This is a genomic window from Citrobacter sp. wls615 (genome assembly GCF_005281355.1).
Lineage (GTDB): Bacteria > Pseudomonadota > Gammaproteobacteria > Enterobacterales > Enterobacteriaceae > Citrobacter > Citrobacter werkmanii.
The window spans coordinates 99,585-116,181 of the sequence record NZ_SZXM01000089.1 but is presented as its reverse complement, the minus strand read 5'-3'; the positions used below and the strand labels follow the sequence as shown (position 1 = coordinate 116,181).

Annotated in this window: 16 protein-coding genes; 13 read left to right on the top strand and 3 right to left on the bottom strand. The window is 51.2% G+C overall.

All coding sequences use genetic code 11. The features are described 5' to 3' along the window. The first annotated feature begins 258 nt into the window (after positions 1-258). The 5 genes from FDX04_RS23710 (at position 259) to FDX04_RS23690 (ending at position 5,668) form a co-directional block, all read left to right on the top strand. Positions 259-678 (top strand): translesion error-prone DNA polymerase V autoproteolytic subunit, encoded by a 420-nt coding sequence (locus FDX04_RS23710; RefSeq protein WP_042308234.1) that lies wholly within the window; start codon positions 259-261, stop codon positions 676-678. Positions 679-680: 2 nt separating this feature from the next. After that, positions 681-1,949, top strand: coding sequence for a Y-family DNA polymerase (locus FDX04_RS23705; RefSeq protein WP_137371581.1), 1,269 nt, complete (start codon positions 681-683; stop codon positions 1,947-1,949). Positions 1,950-2,383: 434 nt separating this feature from the next. Beyond that, positions 2,384-2,659 (top strand): metal/formaldehyde-sensitive transcriptional repressor, encoded by a 276-nt coding sequence (locus tag FDX04_RS23700; protein WP_003833178.1) that lies wholly within the window; start codon positions 2,384-2,386, stop codon positions 2,657-2,659. 32 nt (positions 2,660-2,691) lie between these two features. Then, entirely contained in the window at positions 2,692-3,810 is a 1,119-nt protein-coding gene (locus FDX04_RS23695) for an S-(hydroxymethyl)glutathione dehydrogenase/class III alcohol dehydrogenase (RefSeq protein WP_137371580.1), read from the top strand. Positions 3,811-3,979: 169 nt separating this feature from the next. Continuing rightward, on the top strand, positions 3,980-5,668 hold the full coding sequence (locus tag FDX04_RS23690) for a methyl-accepting chemotaxis protein (protein ID WP_137371579.1): 1,689 nt from the start codon (positions 3,980-3,982) through the stop codon (positions 5,666-5,668). 39 nt (positions 5,669-5,707) lie between these two features. Here the strand turns inward: FDX04_RS23690 and FDX04_RS23685 are convergent, their stop codons facing one another. Further along, on the bottom strand, positions 5,708-6,631 hold the full coding sequence (locus tag FDX04_RS23685; protein WP_038640774.1) for a LysR substrate-binding domain-containing protein: 924 nt from the start codon (positions 6,629-6,631) through the stop codon (positions 5,708-5,710). A 231-nt stretch (positions 6,632-6,862) separates the two neighbouring features. On the opposite strand from FDX04_RS23685, the gene FDX04_RS23680 reads away from it, so the two are divergent. The 5 genes from FDX04_RS23680 (at position 6,863) to rimL (ending at position 12,116) form a co-directional block, all read left to right on the top strand. Next, complete coding sequence (locus FDX04_RS23680; RefSeq protein WP_137371578.1) at positions 6,863-7,765, top strand: manganese-dependent inorganic pyrophosphatase; 903 nt, start codon at positions 6,863-6,865, stop codon at positions 7,763-7,765. Positions 7,766-7,886: 121 nt separating this feature from the next. Continuing rightward, on the top strand, positions 7,887-9,230 hold the full coding sequence (locus FDX04_RS23675) for a VOC family protein (RefSeq protein ID WP_137371577.1): 1,344 nt from the start codon (positions 7,887-7,889) through the stop codon (positions 9,228-9,230). Positions 9,231-9,423: 193 nt separating this feature from the next. Next, positions 9,424-11,079, top strand: coding sequence for a glucan biosynthesis protein D (locus FDX04_RS23670; protein ID WP_032939714.1), 1,656 nt, complete (start codon positions 9,424-9,426; stop codon positions 11,077-11,079). A 166-nt stretch (positions 11,080-11,245) separates the two neighbouring features. After that, positions 11,246-11,470, top strand: coding sequence for a YdcH family protein (locus tag FDX04_RS23665; RefSeq protein ID WP_006684453.1), 225 nt, complete (start codon positions 11,246-11,248; stop codon positions 11,468-11,470). 100 nt (positions 11,471-11,570) lie between these two features. Continuing rightward, a complete protein-coding gene (gene rimL / locus FDX04_RS23660) occupies positions 11,571-12,116 on the top strand; it encodes a 50S ribosomal protein L7/L12-serine acetyltransferase (protein ID WP_137371576.1) in 546 nt (181 codons plus the stop codon). On the opposite strand, the gene ydcK is transcribed toward rimL, so the two are convergent. Further along, positions 12,108-13,088, bottom strand: coding sequence for a YdcK family protein (gene ydcK, locus FDX04_RS23655; RefSeq protein ID WP_137371575.1), 981 nt, complete (start codon positions 13,086-13,088; stop codon positions 12,108-12,110). The two genes, rimL and ydcK, sit on opposite strands and share 9 nt — an antisense overlap. 113 nt (positions 13,089-13,201) lie before the next feature. Between ydcK and tehA the strand changes: the two genes are divergently transcribed. From tehA to FDX04_RS23640, 3 genes are all read left to right on the top strand, one after another. Continuing rightward, on the top strand, positions 13,202-14,203 hold the full coding sequence (gene tehA / locus FDX04_RS23650; protein ID WP_137371574.1) for a dicarboxylate transporter/tellurite-resistance protein TehA: 1,002 nt from the start codon (positions 13,202-13,204) through the stop codon (positions 14,201-14,203). Further along, positions 14,203-14,799, top strand: a complete 597-nt coding sequence (gene tehB, locus FDX04_RS23645; protein ID WP_042308258.1) for a tellurite resistance methyltransferase TehB — start codon at positions 14,203-14,205, stop codon at positions 14,797-14,799. Before tehA ends, tehB begins: the two co-directional genes overlap by 1 nt. 155 nt (positions 14,800-14,954) lie before the next feature. Continuing rightward, positions 14,955-15,629, top strand: a complete 675-nt coding sequence (locus FDX04_RS23640) for a DUF3313 domain-containing protein (protein ID WP_038640757.1) — start codon at positions 14,955-14,957, stop codon at positions 15,627-15,629. Between the two features lie 37 nt (positions 15,630-15,666). Here the strand turns inward: FDX04_RS23640 and FDX04_RS23635 are convergent, their stop codons facing one another. Further along, positions 15,667-16,575 (bottom strand): DMT family transporter, encoded by a 909-nt coding sequence (locus FDX04_RS23635; RefSeq protein ID WP_042308260.1) that lies wholly within the window; start codon positions 16,573-16,575, stop codon positions 15,667-15,669. Positions 16,576-16,597 lie beyond the last annotated feature (22 nt).

Genomic DNA, 16,597 nt, shown 5'->3' with positions numbered 1-16,597 from the left:
TGCTCCGCTTAAGTGAACAGTATTGCGCAAGTGTGGGGCTTTTTTACCCCTTTCAAATCGAGATACCTTTCGTCTTTATCGTTCCGGCTAAATGAACGTCTTCCTCTGCCGAATAAAACAGAAATTATTTTTCCAGACGTGATAAAAGCTTACCGACGAGATGGTTAAACAACACCCAGTTCGCTACTTTCGTCACTTGATCGCCGTCCTCATTAAAACTACTGTATATAAATACAGTTAAATGAGAGGCCGATTATTATGTTGTTTTTCCAGCCTGCAAAACGTCGACAAACGAAACATTTTCCCCTGTTCAGCGACCTTGTGCCCTGTGGTTTTCCTTCTCCAGCGCAGGACTACGTTGAGAAAGGTATCGATCTCAATGACCTGCTGGTACAGCATCCCAGCGCAACCTATTTTGTTAAATCATCGGGTGATTCTATGGTCGGGGCGGGGATCGGTGAGGGTGATTTGCTGATTGTCGACAGCGCCAGAAACCCGGCTCATGGAGACATCGTGATTGCCGCCATTGAGGGTGAATTCACCGTTAAACGTCTGCAATTGCATCCAATTGTGATGCTCAGGCCAGAGAACAGAGCCTACGCGCCCATCATAATCAGCAGCGAGGATTCGCTGGATATCTTTGGCGTGGTGACGTTTATCGTTAAGGCGGCTGGCTAATTATGTTTGCCCTAGTGGATGTTAATTCGTTTTACGCCAGTTGTGAGATGGCATTCAGGCCCGATCTGAAAGGCAAACCGGTTGTGGTTCTTTCCAATAACGACGGTTGTGTTATCGCCTGTAGCGCGAAGGCTCGGGCGCTTGGCGTGACAATGGGTGCTCCGTACTTCAAACAGAAAGATCTGTTCCGGCGCTACGGCGTGGTGTGTTTTAGTTCCAACTATGAACTGTATGCGGATATGAGCGGCCGGGTCATGTCTATCCTGGAAGACCTCTCTCCACATGTGGAAAGGTACAGTATTGATGAGGCCTTCTGTGATTTGACGGGAGTAAGAAACTGTAGGGATCTGACGGATTTTGGTCTCGAAATAAGGGCCACAATTCTACAGAAAACACGACTTCAGGTTGGCGTTGGCATCGCCCAGACCAAAACGCTGGCAAAACTCGCGAATTACGCCGCCAAAAGATGGCAGCAACAAACCGGCGGAGTGGTGGATTTATCAAATATTGAGCACCAGCGTAAGCTGATGGCCGCACTCCCTGTTGGTGAAGTGTGGGGCGTGGGCCGCCGTATCAGTAAAAAACTGGACGCGATGGGGATTAAAACCGTCCGTGACCTGGCTGATACCGACATTCGTTTTATTCGCAAACACTTCAACGTTGTTCTTGAAAGAACCGTACGGGAATTGCGCGGTGAGTCGTGCCTGGCGTTGGAAGAGTTTGCGCCGGTTAAACAGGAAATCGTCTGCTCACGATCGTTTGGTGAAAAACTCACGGACTATAACGCGATGCGTGAAGCAATTTGCACCTATGCCTCACGTGCGGCGGAAAAGCTGCGCGGTGAGCATCAGTTCTGTCGATTTATCTCTGTGTTTATCAAAACCAGTCCATTTGCCCTAAAGGACCCTTATTACGCTAACAGCGCGTCGGTAAAACTGCTGATCCCGACCCAGGACACACGGGAAATTATGAGTGCGGCAACGCGCAGCCTGGACGCTATCTGGCGAGAGGGGCAACATTATCAAAAAGCGGGTGTGATGTTGGGCGATTTTTTTAGTTCTGGCGTGGCACAACTGAATCTGTTTGATGGCAACGCCCCCCGGCGTAACAGCGATAAATTGATGGGCGTACTGGATACGCTTAATGCTGAAAAAGGTAAAGGAACGCTCTATTTTGCCGGACAAGGTATCCAGCAACCGTGGGCGATGAAGCGAGATATGCTTTCGCCGCGTTATACGACACGCTTTTCTGACTTGCTGCATGTCAGGTGAATGTTGGCGCTTGTTATCATTATCCTGTATTTCTATCAGACTCATGAACAACTGCTCAATATTCCATCGGGGGGGAATGGCCTGGCGCAGGCTATTTCCCATTACTCTATTGTGGAGAGCAGTTGGTGGCTGGCCACAACTACATGTTTATCGCCCGACAAACACTCGTTTTGCCAACCCCAATATATCATGTAGTGAAAATCGTGATTTATAAGCCGTTAGACGGGAAAGCGAGCATCACTTTAATTGATCGCCTCTTGTAAATAAATAATATGAATAAAAAGTAAAGGTCGCTTAGGCGGCCTTTTTTACCGCCAGCTTTGGCAGAAATCACCTATGCCCGTTCTAACCCATGCTAATGTAAAACAAATCATTTATTTTACAGCTAAATAACAAATCTGATAGTATACCCCCCTATAGTATCTGGAGGGCGTATGCCACATTCACCTGAAGATAAAAAACGTATCCTCACCCGTGTTCGTCGTATTCGCGGTCAGGTTGACGCGCTTGAGCGCGCGCTGGAGTCCGGCGAACCGTGCCTTGCGATCCTGCAACAAATTGCCGCTGTACGCGGCGCATCCAATGGCCTGATGGGCGAAATGGTTGAGATCCACCTGAAAGACGAACTGGTCAGCGGCGAGACAACGCCAGACCAGCGAGCCGTACGTATGGCTGAAATCGGCCATCTTCTTCGCGCTTATCTAAAATAACACCATCACCTCGCAATAATGGGAAGAGACAAATGAAATCACGTGCAGCAGTTGCATTTGGCCCCGGCCAACCGCTAAAAATTGTCGAAATCGACGTCGCACCGCCAAAGAAAGGTGAAGTTCTGGTTAAAATTACCCACACTGGGGTGTGTCATACTGACGCTTTTACGCTCTCAGGCGACGATCCGGAAGGGGTATTCCCGGCGGTGCTTGGCCATGAAGGCGGCGGTATTGTGGTTGAAGTGGGCGAAGGCGTCACCAGCCTGAAAGCGGGCGACCATGTCATCCCTCTGTACACGGCTGAATGCGGTGAGTGTAAGTTCTGTAAATCGGGGAAAACCAACCTGTGTCAGGCTGTACGCGCCACCCAGGGCAAGGGCCTGATGCCGGATGGCACGACTCGCTTCTCATATAACGGTGAGCCGATTTATCACTATATGGGTACCAGTACCTTCAGTGAATATACCGTTTGCGCGGAGATCTCTCTGGCGAAGGTTAACCCGCAGGCTCCGCTGGACAAAGTGTGTCTGCTGGGCTGTGGCGTCACTACCGGGATCGGAGCAGTACATAACACTGCGAAAGTGAAAGAAGGCGACACCGTGGCCGTATTTGGTCTTGGTGGCATCGGCCTGGCGGTGATTCAGGGCGCGGTGCAGGCGAAAGCCGGACGTATTCTGGCCGTTGATACCAATCCGGAGAAATTCAAACTGGCGGGTGAAATGGGCGCGACGGATTTCATCAACCCGAATGATTACGATAAACCGATTCAGGAGGTGATTGTTGAGCTTACCGATGGTGGTGTGGACTTCAGCTTTGAATGTATCGGCAACGTTAACGTAATGCGTGCGGCGCTGGAATGCTGCCATAAAGGGTGGGGCGAGAGCATCATCATCGGCGTGGCAGGTGCCGGACAAGAAATCAAAACGCGTCCGTTCCAGTTGGTTACCGGACGAGTCTGGCGCGGTTCGGCGTTCGGCGGCGTAAAAGGGCGCACTCAACTCCCGGGAATGGTTGAAGAAGCGATGAGCGGGAAAATTCAGTTGGATCCGTTTATCACTCATCGCTTACCGCTGGAGCAAATTAACGAAGCATTCGATTTAATGCATCAGGGCAAGTCCATTCGTACCGTTATCCATTTTGGCGATAACTGATTCATTGGCCAGCGGATTTCTCCGCTGGCACTTTCCTGAATTTTTTAGAATTATGTTGTGAAAGTGTGACGAATCCGGCGCTTTTTGCGGTAAGTAAACTTCACGGATTGCCGATGACTATCTAACGGGCGTGTTTTCACGCATAAACCCTACAAGAGAGTCGACGGTCATGGACAACACAACATCGATGCAGGCCCAGCATAAACTGGGTTTTTTGCATCAAATCCGACTGGTTCCGCTGTTTTCCTCCATTCTCGGTGGCATCCTTCTGTTGTTCGCCTTTAGTTCAGGGCTGGCAAGCTATTTTCTTATGCAGGCCGATCGCGATCAGCGCGATGTGACCGACGAGATTCAGGTCAGGATGGGGTTATCTAACAGCTCTAACCACTTACGCACCGCACGTATCAACATGATCCATGCCGGCGCGGCGAGCCGCATTGCCGAAATGGATGACATGAAGGCCAATATCGCCGAGGCAGAAAAACGGATTAAGCAATCGCAGGACGGCTTCAATGCTTATATGTCGCGTACGGTGAAAACGTCTGCTGATGAAGCATTAGACGCCGAATTAAGCGCCAGCTTCAAAGCCTATACCGACGGTTTACAGCCAATGCTGAAATACGCTAAAAACGGCATGTTTGAAGCGATTATCAACCACGAAAATGAACAGGCCAGACCGCTGGATTCTGCCTACAACAAGGTGCTGCTGAAAGCCATTGAAATTCGCACTGCCAGGGCGAATAACCTCAGCGAGCAGGCGCACCGACGTACGCAACTTGGTATGGCGTTTATGCTCGGCGCATTTGCTCTCGCGCTGGTGCTCACCGTGATGACGTTTATCGTTCTGCGCCGCACCGTTATTCATCCTCTGTTACGTGCAGCCCTGCGCATCGAGCAAATTTCGGCAGGCGACCTGACTATGCCGGAGGAGCCGACCGGGCGCAGTGAAATTGGTCGCCTGAGCCGTCATCTGCAAACTATGCAGCATTCGCTGGTGAAAACCGTGGGTACGGTGCGCCAGGGGGCAGAGGAAATTTATCGCGGTACCAGTGAGATTTCTGCAGGGAATACCGATTTGTCCTCACGTACGGAGCAACAGGCCGCGGCGATTGAAGAAACGGCGGCCAGTATGGAAGAGCTAACGGCTACGGTGAAGCAAAACGCTGACAACGCGCACCATGCGAGCAAGCTGGCAGAAGATGCTTCCGGCAAGGCGAGTCGTGGCGGTCAGATGGTTTCTGGCGTGGTGAAAACCATGGGCAATATCTCAGGTAGTTCGAAGAAAATCTCTGAAATCACAGCCGTTATAAACAGCATTGCTTTCCAGACGAATATCCTGGCGTTGAACGCGGCGGTAGAAGCGGCGCGGGCGGGAGAGCAGGGACGAGGGTTTGCCGTGGTCGCCAGCGAGGTGCGCACGCTGGCGAGCCGAAGCGCTCAGGCGGCAAAAGAGATTGAGGGTTTGATTAGCGAATCGGTACGACTCATTGACCAGGGATCCGATGAAGTGGTCGCGGCGGGTAATACCATGACGGATATTGTCGATGCGGTAAAACGCGTGACCGACATCATGTTGGAAATTGCGGCGGCCTCTGATGAGCAGAGCCGGGGCATTGTGCAGGTGAGCCAGGCGATTTCGGAGATGGATAAGGTGACGCAGCAAAACGCCTCTCTGGTTGAAGAAGCGTCGGCCGCAGCGGCATCGCTGGAAGAACAGGCCGCACGTTTAACTGAAGCCGTCGGCACATTCCGCTTGCAGGGCGCAAGTGCGATAAAGCGCGCTCCTGGTACCAAAACGTCGAGCCATTCAAGTCCGCAGGCAGCAACGGCCAGTGGTGATAACTGGGAAACGTTTTAACACGCTATAAGGGACCAGATGGTCCCTTAATTTTTGGTATCAAAACGGTATGGTTTTGCGTATCGCGCCAATGAGGATTTGTGCAGCAGAGGAAAGCTGCACGTCTACACGGGTAAGAATGCCAATAGGTTCACCCGCCCCGTGGGTGGGAATCGGCAATGATACCAACGTCGCCTGACGTAAATCTTCCCGGACCGCGCCTGACGGCACAAACCATACATAGTCGTAGTCAACCGTCAACTGGCGGGAAAGCGATGCTGACAGCGTTTCGATGCAGCCTGGCGGCATTTTGCAACCCTGGCTTTGCAGCAGCGTCTCCGCGTGCTGACGAGGAGCCGTTCCTTTTGGTGACACCACAACGGGCCATTCCATCACCCGACTCAGCGTGATGGTTTCCTGCAACAACGGGTGGTTAGGTCGCACAACCAGTTTGAGCGACTCAAGGAACAACAGCTCGTAATTCAGACCGACCATTAATTCCGGATCGGCCATCCGACCGATACCAAGATCGATTTCTCCCGATTTTAAACCGGCCAGAATCATGGGATTACTCATGGTGGCAACTTGCAGCGTCGTTTCCATTTGCTGCTTATGGAACGGACCGATTACCGCCGGAAGAATACCCAACGCAGCGGTGGGTAAAGCCCCAATCCGTACGACGTCAGTCTGCGACTCTTCGCGCTGGTTTAACGCCTGTCCGGCAGTATTGAGCGCGTCCAGTACTCTCACCGCGTGGGTAAGAAACTGCTCGCCGGGCAATGTTAACTGCGCGCCAAGGCGACCGCGTTCAAAGAGCCGGGTACCGGTCAACTGCTCCAGTTCATTTAGTGTTTTGGAGAGGGCCGGTTGGCTCAGATTAAGGGTTTCAGCCGCGCGCCCCAGCGTTCCCTGTTGTGCAACGGCGACAAAAGTATGCAGGTGGCGCAAGCGAATGCGCTGATTGAACAGAACATTTTTTTCCATAAGCGATGTTAAAAACAGTGCCGTGTCGGTGACAAGTGAAGTTGTTCGTTTTTGATAACTTGATAGCAAAATATTATTAACATTTATCATGTTTTACTTACAACTTATTTATTTTGCTTGTGTTTTGTACAGTCAGGCAGGGTGGTGGGATCATGGAAGGGAATGTACCCAGTCGTTATACTTTGAATATTGTTTGCTTTTGCACCCTTTCTCTTTACAAGGCACTGATTAATGATACATGTAGTAGGACACCTTAATCCCGATAGCGATGCCATTTGCACTGCCGCAATGACGGCGCGTTGGCTTACCTTACGCGGTCAGCAGGCCACGGCATGGCGTCTGGGTGAAGCTAACCGCGAAACGCAGTTTATCTTTGCGCAAGCGGGGCTGGCACTGCCTGAACGGCTGACGTTTGAGTTGACCGATCGTGACGTCTGGTTGGTTGATTTCACCGAACCTGCCCAGGGACCGCAATCGCTGGCAGACAGTAACGTCGTGGGGATTATCGATCATCACCGACTCGGGGGATTAGTCACCCGTCTGCCGCCAGAAGTGTGGGTGAAGCCTGTCGGCAGTAGCGCAACGCTGTTATGGCAACTGATGTCGGAAGATGAGCGTAGCCAGTTATCTCCTGCGGAGGCCGTTTTGCTGCTGGGTGCCGTGTTGAGTGACACTGTCACGCTTCGTTCACCCACGACCACCGCCGACGATCGCCTGGCGGTCGATGCGCTGACTCAAAAGGCTGGTGTAGACCTTGATGCCTTCAGCCGTGACCTGCTGTCTGCCAAAACGAGCGTGGAAGGAATGAGTGCCCGCGAACTCCTGCAGAAAGACATTAAAACCTTCACTATCCATGGGCATCAGGTCTGTGTGGCGCAACTTGAACTGTATGCACTGCAACAGATTGATACAGTGCTGGAGGAATTACGCCAGGAAATGGCGCGCTATGCGCAGGAAAAAAATGCCGCGCTGGTTGTGCTCATGCTCACCGATATTAATCTGGGCGACACCAGTCTGTGGTTTGCCGGTTCTGAGCTTTCTGACATCCCGCAGCCCTGCAAAGTGGAAGGTATGCTCAGCCGTAAAAAACAGATGCTCCCCTGGCTGGAAAGTCATTTAAAACCACGCCAGTAGGTTCTGTTCGCCGTCTGTATAGGGTGGGAAATTTACGCGGGGTCACACTTTGTAAATTCTTCCCACCGGACTTTGCAGCGTTCTCTACACTCCAGGTAATATTCACTGGAGGCATGACATTATGGCGAACACCATCACGGCAGATGAGATTCGGGAACAATTTTCGCAGGCAATGTCAGCAATGTACCAGCAGGAAGTCCCGCAGTATGGCACGTTGCTGGAACTTGTCGCTGATGTGAATCTGGCGGTACTGGAAAATAATCCGACGCTGCATGAAAAACTGGCTAATGCGGATGAACTGGCCCGGCTAAACGTTGAGCGCCACGGAGCCATCCGGGTGGGTACTGCGCAGGAACTTTTTACGCTGCGCCGGATGTTTGCCATTATGGGCATGTATCCGGTGAGTTATTATGACCTCTCTCAGGCCGGCGTCCCTGTACATTCCACGGCTTTTCGGCCCATCGACGATGCATCGCTTTCGCGCAACCCGTTTCGGGTATTCACATCGTTATTACGGCTCGAATTAATCGAGAACGTAGCGCTGCGGCAAAAGGCTTCGGAGATCCTTGCAAAACGCGACATTTTCACTCGCCGTTGTCATGAACTGCTGGATGAGTTTGATGCGCAGGGCAGTTTTACGCCTGAGCAGGCGCAGGAGTTTGTCCATGAAGCACTGGAAACTTTCCGCTGGCATCAGCACGCCACGGTAGATGAAGCGACCTATCACGCATTACACAGCGAACACCGGCTGATTGCCGATGTGGTGTGTTTCCCTGGTTGTCACATCAACCATCTGACGCCGCGCACGCTGGATATTGACCGGGTACAGTCCATGATGCCGGAATGCGGCATAGAGCCGAAAATATTGATTGAAGGGCCGCCGCGCCGCGAGGTGCCGATTTTATTACGTCAGACCAGTTTCAAAGCACTGGAAGAACCGGTGCTGTTTGCCGGTGAAATGCGCGGTACTCACACGGCGCGTTTTGGTGAGATTGAACAGCGCGGCGTAGCGCTCACGCCGAAAGGCAGAGCCTTGTATGACGAACTGCTGAATAAAGCGGGAACGGGAAAAGATAATCTGACGCATCAGTTACATCTTCAGGAGGTTTTCAAGGCGTTCCCGGACAGTGAGTTTCTGCTGCGCCAGCAGGGTCTTGCCTGGTTTCGTTATCGACTGACGCCATCAGGCGAAGCGCATCGCCAGGCTATTCGCCCGGATGACGACCCGCAACCGCTTATTGAGCGGGGCTGGCTGGTTGCGCAACCTATCACCTACGAAGATTTCTTACCGGTGAGCGCTGCGGGGATTTTCCAGTCAAATCTGGGTAATGAAACTCAGGCTCGCAGCCACGGGAATTCCAGCCGCGACGCGTTTGAACAGGCACTGGGTTGCACGGTATATGACGAGTTTATGCTGTATCAGGAGGCGGAGGAGAGAAGTAAACGGCGGTGTGGTTTACTTTAACGGAATTTACACGGGATTCGGTCTGTTCCCATCGACATAAAATATTTTCGATTTTGTACAGATAATCGGCGACCAACAATTGGATTATTAATGAATTTTGTCTAGAGTGAGCGGTCAGAAATGTGCACTCTCTTGCCGCAGATTTTGACCGGCGCGGGACCATTTACACGACCAGAAGGACTCACTTTCAGGCATGAATCGCAGACGATTTATTAAAGGTTCAATGGCAATGGCCGCCGTGTGCGGAACCAGTGGTATTGCATCACTCTTTTCCCGCGCCGCCTTTGCGGCAGAGTCTGACATTGCAGACGGAAAAACCGTACGTTTTGATTTTTCCGTTCTGCAATCGATGGCCCACGACTTAGCACAGAAACCCTGGGGCGGCGCGCCGCGTGCGTTACCAGACACGCTGGCGAAATTGACGCCGCAGGCCTACAACAGCATTCAATATGACGCAGAGCAGTCTCTGTGGAACAATGTTGAAAATCGTCAGCTTGATGCGCAGTTCTTCCATGTGGGAATGGGATTCCGCCGCCGGGTTCGCATGTTCTCGGTCGATGACAGTACGCATATGGCGCGTGAAATCCACTTCCGTCCGGAGCTGTTTAAATACAACGACGCGGGTGTGGATACCAAACAACTGGAAGGACAAACTGACCTCGGTTTCGCGGGTTTCCGCGTGTTTAAAGCGCCAGAACTGGCCCGTCGTGATGTGGTTTCTTTCCTCGGCGCCAGCTACTTCCGCGCAGTGGATGACACCTACCAGTACGGTTTATCGGCGCGTGGTCTGGCGGTAGATACCTATACCGACAGCAAAGAAGAGTTTCCTGATTTCACCGCTTTCTGGTTCGAAACGGTTAAACCAGGGGCGACCTCCTTTACCGTGTATGCGCTACTCGATAGCCCAAGCGTAACAGGCGCTTTTAAGTTCGTGATCCACTGCGAGAAAACGCAGGTGATCATGGATGTACAAAACCATATCTACGCGCGTAAAGACATTAAACAGCTCGGCATTGCGCCGATGACCAGCATGTTTAGTTGTGGCAACAATGAACGCCGGATGTGCGACACCATTCACCCGCAAATTCATGACTCCGATCGTCTGGCGATGTGGCGGGGCAACGGCGAGTGGATCTGCCGTCCGCTGAATAACCCGCAAAAACTGCAGTTCAATGCCTATACCGATAACAACCCGAAAGGGTTTGGTTTACTGCAGCTCGATCGCGACTTCTCTCATTACCAGGACATCATGGGCTGGTATAACAAGCGTCCTAGCCTGTGGGTCGAGCCGCGTAACCAGTGGGGCAAGGGGACCATCGGCCTGATGGAGATCCCGACGACTGGCGAAACGCTGGATAATGTTGTCTGCTTCTGGCAGCCGGAGAAGTCGATTAAAGCCGGCGATGAGCTGGAATTTAAATATCGTCTGTACTGGAGCGCGCAGCCGCCGGTACGTTCGCCGTTAGCTCGCGTGATGGCGACCCGTACTGGCATGGGCGGCTTCCCGGAAGGATGGGCGCCGGGCGAGCACTACCCGGAGAAATGGGCGCGCCGTTTTGCCGTGGACTTCGTCGGTGGCGATCTGAAAGCCGCTGCGCCGAAAGGCATTGAACCGGTGATTACACTCTCCAGCGGTGAAGCGAAACAGATTGAGATCCTCTACGTGGAGCCTATCGACGGCTACCGTATCCAGTTTGACTGGTATCCGACGTCTGACTCAACCGACCCGGTAGATATGCGTATGTTCCTGCGTTGCCAGGGCGACGCCATCAGCGAAACCTGGCTGTATCAGTACTTCCCGCCAGCGCCGGATAAACGTCAGTACGTTGACGACCGTGAGATGCGTTAATCACTCCTTTTACGGCTCTCCTGAGGGGGAGCCGTATCTGCAATCTTTCTGAAAATATTCTGTACGCTATTAACTCGATCCTGTTCGCATTTTTCTGTATGGCAAATGGGTACTCTGGGGCTGTGTATTTCTTATACACGTTCTTGTCCACTAACAGGGAGAAAGTATGTTTCCAGAATACAGAGACCTTATTTCCCGACTGAAAACCGAGAACCCTCGCTTTCTGTCCTTATTCGAAAAACACAACAGCCTTGATCATGAGATCTCCAGACTGGAAGGTTCGGATGGTCGGGGGTATAGTTTGGACATTGTTCGCCTTAAGAAACAGAAACTCCACCTGAAGGAAGATCTGCTCAAAATTTTGCAAAAAGAGAGTGTCGGTGAGAGCTAAGTAAAACAGCGCTTGCTGTGTAAAAGGGCTTCCAACAGGGAAGCCCTTCCTGTTTTATGATGAGCAGAATTAGCTGTTTAACGAGCGTAACGGAAAGAAAATGCCAGAAGTGATAACCATTAGTGACACGCTGGAACTGCGTGCCGTAGAAGAACAACACGTCACCCCTCTGCATCAATTGGTGCTCAAGAATAAAACCTGGCTCCAGCAGTCGCTGAACTGGCCGCAGTTTGTCGAATCCGAGGACGACACGCGCAAAAACGTGCAGGGAAATATGATGTTGCACCAGCGCGGCTACGCCAAAATGTTCCTGATTTTTGCACAACAGAATGTGGTAGGTGTCATCGCGTTTAACCAGATAGAGCCACAGAACAAAGCGGCTTATATTGGTTACTGGCTGGATGAAGCTCACCAGGGTAAGGGCATTATGTCCCTGGCGCTACAGGCATTGATTCATCATTATGCGCAGCGCCAGGAAATTCGCCGCTTTGTGATCAAATGCCGCGTAGCGAACGTTGAGAGCAACCAGGTGGCATTGCGCAATGGCTTCCAACTGGAAGGATGTTTACGTCAAGCGGAGTTCCTCAATGGCGATTACCATGATGTGAATCTCTATGCCCGCATCATTGATGTTCCCTCAGAATAAGCCTGCGATAGGTGTACGCGTAATGCGTTGTTCGCCGTTGATCACTTTCGGCCCGCGCAGATGAATAGCATCGCCATCAAACGCTTCAATGTGCGCCTGGCCATTTATCTCAATGTGATTCTCGACTAACACTTCTCCAAGAACGCAGGCGTGACCTTCAACCAGGATATGATCGTCTAGCTGGATTGGTCCGCCGCGTAATGTAGCATGTCCCCCGACCAACACATGGTGCTTCAGCACGCAGTTACCCTCGACTACCGCGTGTTCTGCCACCTGTGAGCTGTAGCGCAGGGTAGGAATCGCATCTTCATCGGTTCCGGCGATGACGCGCGCATGTCCGTAGACTTTGGCGCAATCGCAAATCCAGACATTATTCTCTTCATTACCTTCCACCTGGGCGAAATCAAAAACTTCCGCCCGATGCTCAATAAAGGCATAGTTGATATTCGCATCGCCATAGATCTGCGCCTGATGCACTACGCGTGAGTGGCTGACGGTCGCCCGATCATAAATCTGCAGCAACTGGTCGTTTTCAACAGTGAGTCCCCTGGCGGCAATGATTTCGGATCCACATACAACGCGTGCATTACCCCAGAGAAGGCACTCGCCGCGAATAACCGAATCCTGTATGGTGACGTTGTCACGTATTTGTGCGTAATGGCTGATTTCTGCCCGGTCAATCCACACGGTATCGCCTATTTGCGCGCCATCTCTGACTACGCTTGCCTGAGTAACCCGGGCGTTTCCGGTTATCGATGCGCCGGAAAATGCGAGCGCATTCTCATCGTAAATCCAGCAATCACCGCTTTGCGACAAGACGCTTTCATCATCAATCCAGCCGCCAGGCGTACCGGCGGTAACATCATTAAAATCAATGAGAGCAATGATTTGGCGTAGTAATACGCTTTTTTTATTGCCATTATCCTGGTAACTAAAGGAGCGAAGCTCATCGCTGAGTCGATATTTGGTCATGGCTCATTTCCATGTTGCGCACCTTAGTTAAACGTAGCAAAGTTTTCCGCACTGGCTAAACCAACTGAAATTCCATAAAATGCATTTCAAATATACTTTAAAAAATAAACAAAATGAGTAAGAGCAAACAGAGTGAACGGATTCTCAATCTTCCGGCCGGTTATTTTGGCATGGTACTGGGGACAATCGGGATGGGATTCGCCTGGCGTTATGCCAGCCAGATATGGCCGGTGAGCCACTGGATTGGCGATGGGTTAGTGATCCTGGCGATGGTCATTTGGGGGCTGCTGACGCTGGCTTTTATGTATCGCTTGTTGCATTTCCCGCACAGCGTACTGGCTGAAATTCGTCACCCGGTGATGAGTAGCTTTGTCAGTCTGTTTCCGGCCACAACCATGCTGGTAGCAACTGGTTTTGTTCCCTGGTATCGACCGCTGGCGATCGGGTTATTCGGCATTGGCGTGGTGATACAACTGGCGTACGCGGCCTGGCAAACGGCAGGATTATGGCGTGGAGCGCATCCAGAGGAGGCCACCACGCCGGGTCTGTATCTGCCGACCGTCGCCAATAACTTTATCAGCGCAATGGCCTGTGGTGCACTTGGTTTCAATGATGCCGGATTGGTGTTTTTGGGGGCCGGGGTTTTTTCCTGGCTCAGCCTGGAACCGGTGATCCTGCAACGTTTACGTAGCTGCGGGGAGCTGCCATCGGTCTTACGGACTTCGCTTGGCATTCAACTGGCGCCCGCGCTGGTCGCCTGTAGCGCCTGGCTTAGCGTCAACGGCGGAGAGGGCGATACGTTAGCCAAAATGCTGTTCGGCTATGGTCTGCTGCAGCTTCTGTTTATGCTACGTCTCATGCCATGGTATCTGTCTCAACCATTTAATGCCTCGTTCTGGAGCTTCTCGTTTGGCGTGTCGGCCCTGGCGACGACGGGCCTGCATCTCGGACACGGCAGCGAATCAGGATTTTTTCATACGCTGTCTATCCCACTGTTTATTTTTACCAATTTTATCATTGCATTATTACTGATACGTACGCTTGCTTTGCTGATGCAGGGAAAGCTGCTTATCCGCACAGAACGTGCTGCATTACTGAAATCTGAGGATAAATGATGACTCATTGCGACGAAAACTACTTTACTGAGAAATACGATTTAACCCGTACGCATTCCGATGTTGTTGAAGCGGCAAAAGTGGTCGCGCCAGGTAAAACATTAGATCTGGGCTGCGGTAATGGTCGTAACAGTCTGTACCTTGCGGCAAACGGCTATGACGTTACCGCATGGGATAAAAACCCCATGAGCATAGCGAACCTTGAGCGTATTAAAGCGGCGGAAGGACTGACCAACCTGCATGCGCAGGTCGCAGATCTTAACGCCTTACGCTTTGATGGCGAATATGATTTTATTCTTTCTACCGTTGTGCTGATGTTCCTTGAGGCGAAAACTATCCCAGGACTGATTGAGAATATGCAGCGCTGCACGAAGCCAGGCGGATATAATTTAATCGTTGCGGCAATGGACACTGATGATTTCCCGTGCACCGTTGGTTTTCCGTTTGCGTTTAAAGCGGGTGAATTACGCAACTATTACAGCGGGTGGGATCTGCTGAAATACAACGAAGACGTGGGTGAACTTCATCGTACGGATGAAAACGGTAATCGCATTAAACTGCGCTTTGCCACTATGCTGGCACGCAAAACTGCCTGAACCTCCTGTCTGGGTTAACTCTCTCTGCGTTCAGCATTTTTTATGTTGAGCGCAAAGATAAAATTGTGCGGTCCTTACCATTTTTAGTGCATCCAAAATGAATCTGTTTTGCTATTCTTTTTAGGCATCATTGCGAAAACTAAAGGGATCGTTTCATGCGTACTCATACTTTATTTAAAGTTGCAGTGCTTACTGGCTTGTTGGCATTATCCGGCTGTGCGTCAAAAGTAACCGAACCGGATAAATATTCTGGGTTTTTAAAAAATTACTCTGATCTGAAGGAAACAAAATCGGCAACCGGACAAACGGTACTCCGTTGGGTTGACCCGAACTACAACGAATCCAAATATGACAACATTGTATATAACCCGGTAACGTATTATCCGGTTCCTAAACCTACTACGCAGGTAGGGCAGAAGGTTCTTGATCAACTACTGACCTACACCAATACACAGTTGAAATCCGCAATCAGTAAACGTAAACCCCTGGTGACTACCCCTGGGCCACGTAGCCTGATTTTCCGCGGGGCAATTACCGGTGTAGCGACCAGTAAAGAAGGGCTGCAGTTCTACGAAGTGATCCCGGTTGCGCTGCTGGTTGCGGGAACGCAAATGGCAACGGGTCACCGTACCATGGATACCAACCTCTACTTCGAGGGTGAGTTGATTGATGCGGCGACCAATAAACCGGTTGTTAAGGTTGTACGTAAGGGTGAAGGTAAAGATCTGAACAACGAAAGCACGCCGATGGCGTTCGAAACGTTGAAGAAAGTTGTTGATGACATGGCGACTGATGCTTCCATGTTTGACGTGAACAAAAAAACACAATAATAATGATGAACGCACCACCTAAGGATGGTGCGTTTTTTTATGCCGCCCGGCGACGATATACGAGTTTACCCATCAGCGCTTCTGGTCGGGCAAACATCACCAGATTCCCCAGCAAAATCAATACTAATCCCACAATCGCATTTACCTGCCAGATATACCCTTCATACAATGTTGACAGCGTCAGTGCGACCAGAGGAAAAAGCAGCGTACTGTATGCGGCCTTACTGGGACCAATACGACCGACCAGTGTGAAATAGGCGCCAAAGGCAATCACCGAACCAAAAATAGCCAGGTACAGCAGTGCGCTAAGATAGCTGAAAGTCCACTGCGGAGTGAAGTCATCGCCACGCACCAGCGCAATAGCGGCGATCAGCAACGTGCCGTACAACATGGCCCAGCTATTGGTGGTCAATACTTCCAGCCCTTTTTTCTGGTGGCGCAGACTTATCATGTTGCCCAATGAAAAACCAAAGGTTCCCAGAGCGCTTAAGCCGATGCCCAGCAGAAGTGAATGGTTGAACCCACTGTTGAGCAAGTCCTGCCAGAACAGGGTGACAATGCCGGTCAGACCGAGACCGGCGGCAATATAAAAGCGCATCGGTGGTTTTTGGCCGAAAAACAGAAAGCTATTGACCGCATTGAACAGGACGGCCATCGAGAAAATCACCGATTCAAGGCCCGTGTTAATCCACGCCGCAGCCGTATAAAAACACCAAAAGTTAAAGCAAAAAACGCATCCGCCTTGTAACAGACAAAACAGATGGTCACGACCTGATAGTTTGCGTAATTTACCGCTAACCAACAGGATTATTATCATTACCGAGCTGGCAACGGCAAAGCGCCAAAAGATAGAAACCGGCGCTGAAACCGGCCCTTGCTGCAGATAAATGGCAATCCATGTCGTTCCCCAAATCACTACCACCAGGCAGTACAATAGTGCGTTCATACAACTTTCTCTTTTTGGTCTT